Below are 8,058 nucleotides of genomic sequence, written 5' to 3'. Positions count from 1 at the left end.
AAATGACGGTTGAGCTAATCGCTCCAATCGCAATGGACGAAGGTCTACGCTTCGCAATCCGTGAAGGTGGCCGTACAGTTGGTGCTGGTGTTGTTGCTAAAATCTTTGCTTAAGATTTGACTAACTACTAGTAAAAAGGGCATCATTTGATGCCCTTTTTTCTGTGCTAACCTTTAAGGTTGTATAAAAGGGTAAGTTTGATGATTTTTTCATCAACACTTGCTTTAAAAGCATAGAAAAAAGGTTAAGTTTATCTTAATCGATAAATAAAGTAGCGGCTCTGAAAATGTTCTGGAGTGGTTACAAGGAAATAGCCCTGCAACAGCGGGGTATTGTCGTCTATATTTATGACTTATCACAGGTTGGTTTTATGAAAGCAAATGCTGAAACTCCTGATAGCTCAAGTGCAGCAGATACTTTTAAGTGGTTTATCGCTTTTGCTCTGTTAGCCGCCGCTGTTGTGGGTAATTACCTGTATGGTGAATTATCGGTAGTAATTCGCGTTGCAGGTGTCGTTGTTCTTATCGCTGGTGCATTAGGTACTGCGGCAACAACAACTAAAGGTAAAGCTGCGATCTCTTTTGCTCAAGAGTCTCGAGTTGAAGTTCGTAAAGTGGTTTGGCCTACTCGCCAAGAAACTATGCAAACTACTTTGATCGTATTAGCTGTATGTATTGTAATGGCATTAGTGCTGTGGGGCATTGACGGCATTATGGTTCGTCTTGTTGCATTCGCAACTGGTGTGTGAGGATTCTAATTCATGAGTGAAGCTCCAAAAAAACGTTGGTATGTAGTTCAAGCCTTTTCTGGTTATGAAGGTCGTGTATCTCAATCGTTACGCGAACATATTAAAATGCATGACATGGAAGAATTCTTTGGTGACGTACTTGTACCGACTGAAGAAGTGGTAGAAATGCGTGCAGGACAACGTCGTAAAAGCGAACGTAAGTTCTTCCCTGGTTACGTACTTGTGCAAATGATCATGAATGATGAATCATGGCACTTAGTTCGTAGCATTCCACGTGTTATGGGCTTCATTGGTGGTACCTCTGATCGTCCGGCACCAATCACCGACAAAGAAGCTGATGCTATCTTGAATCGTTTAGAGAAAGCGAGCGAAGCTCCACGTCCTAAAACGATGTTTGAAGCTGGTGAAGTGGTTCGAGTTAATGATGGTCCATTTGCAGATTTCAACGGTACAGTTGAATCAGTAGATTACGAGAAAAGCCGCATTAAAGTGTCAGTATCGATCTTTGGTCGTGCGACACCAGTTGAGCTTGAATTTGGTCAAGTGGAAAAACTTGATTAAAAACTGGCCTTTTAGGCTTGTTATAGGCGTGAAATGTGATTATAATTTCGCGCCTTTTTCCGCTATTGCGAAAAAGATTTTTACAAACGGGGAGCTTACCAATAGGTTGGCGTTAGTACCCAAAATTTAGGAAATATCATGGCTAAGAAAGTTGAAGCTTATATCAAACTGCAAGTAGCAGCTGGTATGGCAAACCCAAGTCCACCGGTTGGTCCTGCTCTAGGTCAACACGGCGTTAACATCATGGAATTCTGTAAAGCGTTCAACGCAAAAACAGAATCAGTAGAGAAAGGTCTACCGACTCCAGTTGTTATCACAGTATACAGCGATCGTTCTTTCACGTTCGTAACTAAGACTCCACCTGCTGCAGTTCTTCTTCTGAAAGCTGCTGGTGTTAAGTCTGGTTCAGGTCGTCCGAACACTGAGAAAGTTGGTACTGTTACTGACGCTCAAGTTCAAGAGATCGCAGAAACTAAAGCTGCAGACATGACTGGCGCAGACATCGAAGCGATGAAGCGTTCTATCGCAGGTACTGCTCGTTCAATGGGCCTAGTGGTAGAGGGTTAATAAAATGACAAAACTTACTAAGCGTATGCGCGTTATCCGCGACAAAGTTGAAGTGACTAAAGAATACGAAATCAACGAAGCAGTAGCTCTTCTTAAAGAACTAGCAACAGCTAAATTCGTAGAAAGCGTTGATGTAGCAGTTAATCTTGGTATTGACGCTCGTAAATCTGACCAAAACGTTCGTGGCGCAACTGTGCTACCACACGGTACTGGTCGTGATATCCGTGTTGCTGTGTTCACTCAAGGTGCAAACGCAGAAGCAGCTAAAGCAGCTGGCGCAGATATCGTAGGCATGGAAGATCTTGCTGAGCAAGTTAAGAAAGGCGAAATGAACTTCGACGTAGTTGTTGCATCTCCAGATGCGATGCGTGTTGTTGGTCAACTAGGTACAATCCTAGGTCCTCGCGGTCTTATGCCAAACCCTAAAGTTGGTACTGTAACTCCTAACGTTGCTGAAGCAGTTAAAAATGCTAAAGCGGGTCAGGTTCGTTACCGTAACGACAAAAACGGTATCATCCACACTACTATCGGCAAAGCTACTTTCGAAGCTGCACAGCTTCAAGAGAACCTAGAAGCTCTTCTAGTTGCTCTTAAGAAAGCTAAGCCTTCTTCAGCGAAAGGTACTTTCCTGAAGAAAGTAAGCATCTCTACTACTATGGGTGCTGGTGTTACTGTTGATCAAGCAAGCTTGAACACTGCAGTAAACTAATTTGCATAGGCGATGAGTTAGTGTATAATTCGTCGCCTAATAAATTGTGGTTGGGTGAAATTTGAAGCAATTCAATTCTCATCTATCTCCAAGACCGTAGGCGCTGTTATTTATCGAATGGTATTTGATGGCTTAATGCAACCTACGTAGGCGATTTAGGATTGTAGGTCATTTTTGGCTTTCATGAATATATCGTAAACGCTCTCTACATAACGTAGTGAGTGCTGTAATCACAACCAGAGGTTAATCCAAATGGCTTTAAATCTTCAAGACAAAAAAGCAATTGTTGCTGAAGTCAACGAAGCAGCCAGTGGTGCACTTTCTGCAGTTGTAGCTGACTCTCGTGGCGTTACTGTTGGCGCGATGACTTCTCTACGTAAACAAGCGCGTGAAGCGGGTGTTTACATGAGAGTTGTTCGTAACACACTAGCACGTCGTGCAGTAGAAGGTACTGAGTATGAGTGTCTACAAGACACATTTACTGGTCCATCTCTACTTGCATTCTCTAACGAGCACCCAGGTGCTGCAGCACGTCTTTTCAAAGACTTTGCTAAAGAGAATAAAGACTTCGAGATCAAAGCTGCTGCATTTGAAGGCGCAGTTACTGATGCTGATGTACTAGCGACACTACCAACTTACGACGAAGCAATTGCACGCCTAATGATGTGCATGAAAGAAGCTTCTGCTGGCAAGCTGGTACGTACTATCGCTGCTGTTCGCGACCAAAAAGAAGAAGCTGCGGCATAAGCCCTGCTTTAAACTGGTTGCTATTTAAACTTATTGTTGACTTAAAAGAGAATTGTTATGTCTATTACTAACGAGCAAATCCTAGACGCAGTTGCAGAAATGTCTGTAATGCAAGTTGTTGAGCTTATCGAAGCTATGGAAGAGAAATTTGGTGTATCAGCTGCAGCTGCAGTTGTTGCAGGTGGCGCAGCTGGCGGTGACGCTGCTGAAGAGCAAACTGAATTTGACGTAATCCTAACTGCAGTTGGCGGAAACAAAGTTTCTGTAATCAAAGCAGTACGTGGCGCTACAGGTCTTGGCCTGAAAGAAGCTAAAGGTCTAGTTGACTCAGCTCCTGCATCTCTAAAAGAAGGCGTTGAAAAAGCTGAAGCTGAAGCGCTTAAAGCGACTTTAGAAGAAGCTGGTGCAACTGTTGAAATCAAGTAATTATTACTTAATTTCTTAGCCTAACGGCTAATGGCTGGTGGTTTATTAACCACCGGCCTTTTTGCGCTGTAGGGTATAGGTGAATTTTCCGCTGTTTTAGCACCTTTATCTGAGCAAAAGTATTTCGCATAAACTTTGTTGAAATACCACTACTGGAAAACAGTTGTTAGTCACTACCCCCCTCCTTAGCACAAGATTAGGGAGCAGAGATTGGGTAGTTTGGGTCACTTATCAGCGAGCTGAGGAACCCCATGGTTTACTCTTATACCGAGAAAAAGCGCATCCGTAAGGATTTTGGTACTCGTCCACAAGTTTTGGACATTCCATACCTGCTATCGATCCAGCTTGATTCTTTCGATAAATTTATTGAACAGGATCCAGAAGGACAATACGGTCTTGAGGCTGCTTTTCGTTCTGTATTTCCAATTCAGAGCTATAACGGCAATTCCGAGCTGCAATACGTTAGCTATCGTCTTGGTGAGCCAGTTTTTGATGTTAAAGAATGTCAAATCCGTGGTGTAACTTATTCAAAACCACTACGCGTAAAATTACGTTTAGTTATTTTTGATCGAGATGCACCGGCAGGTACCGTAAAAGACATTAAAGAACAAGAAGTCTACATGGGCGAAATTCCGCTTATGACAGACAATGGTACCTTCGTAATTAATGGTACCGAGAGGGTTATCGTATCCCAGCTGCACCGAAGCCCAGGCGTGTTCTTCGACAGCGATAAGGGTAAGACCCACTCTTCTGGTAAAGTTCTATATAACGCACGTGTAATTCCTTACCGCGGCTCATGGTTAGACTTTGAGTTCGATCCTAAGGATAACTTATACGTACGTATTGACCGTCGCCGTAAATTACCTGCGTCGATCATTCTTCGTGCACTTGGTAAAACGACAGAAGAGATCCTAGATCTGTTCTTCGACAAAGTGAACTTCGAAGTTAAAGATCAAACGCTACTTATGGAACTTGTTCCAGAGCGTTTACGTGGTGAAACTGCATCATTTGACATTGAAGCAAATGGTAAAGTTTATGTAGAAACTGGCCGTCGCGTAACTGCGCGTCATATCCGCCAACTTGAAAAAGATGGCGTTGATTTCATCGAAGTACCTGTTGAGTACATCGTTGGCAAAGTTGCGGCTAAAGACTACATTGATGAAGCGACTGGCGAAGTTATTGTTGGTGCAAACCAAGAAATCAGCTTAGAAGCTCTTGCTAACTTGTCACAGGCAAGTCATAAGCAACTAGAAGTATTATTTACTAACGACCTAGACAATGGTTCGTTCATGTCTGACACATTGCGTGTTGACAGCACAGTAGATCGTATTTCAGCTCTAGTTGAAATCTACCGCATGATGCGTCCTGGCGAGCCACCAACGAAAGAAGCAGCTGAATCTTTGTTTGAAAGCTTATTCTTCTCAGAAGAACGTTATGACTTATCGACTGTTGGTCGTATGAAGTTTAACAGTTCAATTGAGCGTGAAGATGCTGGTGAGCAAGGTACGCTAGACGAAACTGACATCATCGCAGTAATGCGTAAACTGATCGGCATTCGTAACGGTAAAGGCGAAGTGGACGATATCGACCACCTTGGCAACCGTCGTATCCGTTCTGTTGGTGAGATGGCAGAAAACCAATTCCGTGTTGGTTTAGTTCGTGTAGAACGTGCAGTTAAAGAGCGTTTGAGCCTTGGTGACCTTGATGCAATCATGCCTCAAGACCTGATCAATGCTAAGCCTATTTCTGCCGCTGTTAAAGAATTCTTTGGCTCTTCACAGCTTTCACAGTTTATGGACCAAAACAACCCATTGTCAGAAGTAACGCATAAGCGTCGTATTTCTGCTTTAGGTCCTGGTGGTCTTACTCGTGAACGCGCAGGCTTTGAAGTACGTGATGTACACGTAACTCACTACGGTCGTCTATGTCCGATCGAAACGCCTGAAGGTCCAAACATCGGTTTGATTAACTCACTTTCAGCATTTGCACGTTGTAACGATTTCGGTTTCTTAGAAACGCCTTATCGTCGTGTTGTTGATGGTGTAGTTACTGACGAAGTTGATTACCTGTCTGCTATTCAAGAAGGCCAGTTTGTTATCGCTCAGGCGAACGCTGCTCTTACTGAATCTGGATCTTTTGCTGATGAGTTGATTACTGCTCGTCAAAAAGGTGAATCAGGTCTTCACCCTCGCGACCATGTAAACTACATGGACGTTGCAACAAACCAAGTAGTATCTATCGCTGCTTCGCTTATCCCGTTCCTAGAACACGATGATGCGAACCGTGCATTGATGGGTGCGAACATGCAACGTCAAGCTGTACCAACACTAAAAGCTGATAAGCCGTTAGTAGGTACAGGTATCGAACGTAACGTAGCGGTTGACTCAGGTGTAACTGCAGTCGCTAAACGTGGCGGTATGATTCAGTCTGTTGACGCGTCTCGTATCGTAGTTAAGGTTAATGAAGACGAGTTAGTACCTGGCGAAGCGGGTATCGACATCTACAACCTAACTAAGTACACACGTTCGAACCAAAATACATGTATTAACCAACGCCCAACCGTGCTTCCTGGTGAACCAGTATCTCGCGGTGATGTAATTGCTGATGGTCCTTCAACAGACCTTGGTGAGCTAGCGCTTGGTCAAAACATGCGTATCGCATTTATGCCTTGGAATGGTTACAACTTCGAAGACTCGATCTTAGTATCTGAGCGCGTAGTTCAAGAAGACCGTTTCACGACAATTCACATTCAAGAACTATCTTGTGTGGCTCGTGATACTAAGCTGGGTTCTGAAGAGATCACTGCTGATATTCCAAACGTAGGTGAATCTGCTCTGTCTAAACTAGACGAGTCAGGTATCGTTTACATTGGTGCTGAAGTTAAGGGTGGCGACATCCTAGTTGGTAAAGTAACCCCTAAAGGTGAAACACAACTGACTCCTGAAGAGAAGCTACTACGTGCTATCTTCGGTGAGAAAGCATCAGATGTTAAAGATACATCACTACGTGTACCTAACTCTATCTCAGGTACGATCATTGATGTTCAAGTTTTCACTCGCGATGGCGTAGAGAAAGACAAGCGTGCGCTTGAAATTGAACAAATGCAGCTGAAAGATGCTAAGAAAGACTTAACTGAAGAATTCCAGATTCTTGAAGGTGGTCTACTAGCTCGTGTTCGTACTGCACTACTCAATGGTGGTTACTCTGAAGCTAAGCTTGATGCGATTGATCGTAAGAAGTGGCTAGAACTAACGTTAGATGACGAAGCACAACAATCACAGCTTGAGCAACTTGCTGAGCAGTGGGATGAGCTTAAAGCAGACTTCGATAAGAAGTTTGAGACTAAACGTCGTAAAATCACTCAAGGTGATGATCTAGCGCCTGGCGTTCTTAAGATTGTTAAAGTTTACCTAGCGGTGAAACGTCGTATCCAGCCTGGTGATAAGATGGCGGGTCGTCATGGTAACAAAGGTGTAATCTCTAAGATTAACCCTGTTGAAGACATGCCATACGATGAGAAAGGTCAACCTGTAGACATCGTGTTGAACCCACTGGGTGTACCATCACGTATGAACATCGGTCAGATCCTAGAAGTACACTTAGGTTTGGCTGCGAAAGGTATCGGTGACAAGATCAACCAAATGCTGAAGGAACAACAAGAACTGCATAAGTTCCGTAACTTCCTACAGACGGTTTATGATCTCGGCAACACTCGTCAGAAAGTTGATATTGCTGAACTGTCTGATGATCAAGTGCGTACCTTGGTTCAGAACCTACGTGGTGGTCTACCAATCGCTACGCCTGTGTTCGACGGTGCTTCTGAAACGTTGATCAAAGAGCTATTGAAATTAGGTGACCTTCCTGAATCTGGTCAACTAAAATTATTTGATGGCCGTACAGGTGATCAGTTCGAGCGTCCTGTAACTGTTGGTTACATGTACATGCTAAAACTGAACCACTTGGTTGATGACAAGATGCACGCGCGTTCGACTGGCTCTTACAGCCTAGTAACTCAGCAACCACTTGGTGGTAAAGCTCAGTTCGGTGGCCAGCGTTTCGGTGAGATGGAAGTATGGGCACTAGAAGCATACGGTGCTGCATATACTCTACAAGAAATGTTGACTGTGAAGTCGGATGATGTGAATGGCCGTACTAAGATGTATAAGAACATCGTAGATGGCGATCACAGCATGGAACCAGGCATGCCAGAATCGTTCAACGTATTGTTGAAAGAGATTCGCTCGCTAGGTATCAACATCGAGTTAGAAGATAAAGAGTAATCCTTAGGGATTATTTGTTA

At 43.7% G+C, this 8,058-nt stretch carries 7 protein-coding genes and 1 pseudogene; all 8 read left to right on the top strand.

What is annotated here, in order from left to right; genetic code table 11:
• Window positions 1-113 (top strand): annotated as a pseudogene (locus FCV43_RS11435) (elongation factor Tu); the annotation flags it as partial.
• A gap of 257 nt (window positions 114-370) precedes the next feature.
• The gene (secE, locus tag FCV43_RS11430; protein ID WP_017053176.1) at window positions 371-748 is read left to right on the top strand and encodes a preprotein translocase subunit SecE; all 378 of its coding nucleotides are present in this window, start codon (window positions 371-373) and stop codon (window positions 746-748) included.
• A gap of 12 nt (window positions 749-760) precedes the next feature.
• Window positions 761-1,309 (top strand): transcription termination/antitermination protein NusG, encoded by a 549-nt coding sequence (nusG, locus tag FCV43_RS11425; protein ID WP_017053177.1) that lies wholly within the window; start codon window positions 761-763, stop codon window positions 1,307-1,309.
• Window positions 1,310-1,447: 138 nt separating this feature from the next.
• Window positions 1,448-1,876 (top strand): 50S ribosomal protein L11, encoded by a 429-nt coding sequence (rplK, locus tag FCV43_RS11420; protein WP_017053178.1) that lies wholly within the window; start codon window positions 1,448-1,450, stop codon window positions 1,874-1,876.
• Window positions 1,877-1,880: 4 nt separating this feature from the next.
• Window positions 1,881-2,585 (top strand): 50S ribosomal protein L1, encoded by a 705-nt coding sequence (rplA, locus tag FCV43_RS11415; protein WP_017053179.1) that lies wholly within the window; start codon window positions 1,881-1,883, stop codon window positions 2,583-2,585.
• Window positions 2,586-2,837: 252 nt separating this feature from the next.
• Entirely contained in the window at window positions 2,838-3,332 is a 495-nt protein-coding gene (rplJ, locus tag FCV43_RS11410) for a 50S ribosomal protein L10 (protein WP_017053180.1), read from the top strand.
• A gap of 57 nt (window positions 3,333-3,389) precedes the next feature.
• Complete coding sequence (gene rplL / locus FCV43_RS11405) at window positions 3,390-3,758, top strand: 50S ribosomal protein L7/L12 (protein ID WP_017053181.1); 369 nt, start codon at window positions 3,390-3,392, stop codon at window positions 3,756-3,758.
• 251 nt (window positions 3,759-4,009) lie between these two features.
• A complete protein-coding gene (gene rpoB / locus FCV43_RS11400; RefSeq protein ID WP_017053182.1) occupies window positions 4,010-8,038 on the top strand; it encodes a DNA-directed RNA polymerase subunit beta in 4,029 nt (1,342 codons plus the stop codon).
• Window positions 8,039-8,058 lie beyond the last annotated feature (20 nt).

Source organism: Vibrio genomosp. F6, from assembly GCF_005146325.1.
Lineage (GTDB): Bacteria > Pseudomonadota > Gammaproteobacteria > Enterobacterales > Vibrionaceae > Vibrio > Vibrio cortegadensis.
The sequence above is the reverse complement of the archived record's forward strand: the minus strand, read 5'-3'. Positions and strand labels throughout refer to the sequence as shown.

Coding starts and splice junctions, on each gene's coding strand:
- secE (WP_017053176.1), top strand. CDS start 371: ATGAAAGCAAATGCTGAAACTCCTGATAGCTCAAGTGCAGCAGATACT.
- nusG (WP_017053177.1), top strand. CDS start 761: ATGAGTGAAGCTCCAAAAAAACGTTGGTATGTAGTTCAAGCCTTTTCT.
- rplK (WP_017053178.1), top strand. CDS start 1,448: ATGGCTAAGAAAGTTGAAGCTTATATCAAACTGCAAGTAGCAGCTGGT.
- rplA (WP_017053179.1), top strand. CDS start 1,881: ATGACAAAACTTACTAAGCGTATGCGCGTTATCCGCGACAAAGTTGAA.
- rplJ (WP_017053180.1), top strand. CDS start 2,838: ATGGCTTTAAATCTTCAAGACAAAAAAGCAATTGTTGCTGAAGTCAAC.
- rplL (WP_017053181.1), top strand. CDS start 3,390: ATGTCTATTACTAACGAGCAAATCCTAGACGCAGTTGCAGAAATGTCT.
- rpoB (WP_017053182.1), top strand. CDS start 4,010: ATGGTTTACTCTTATACCGAGAAAAAGCGCATCCGTAAGGATTTTGGT.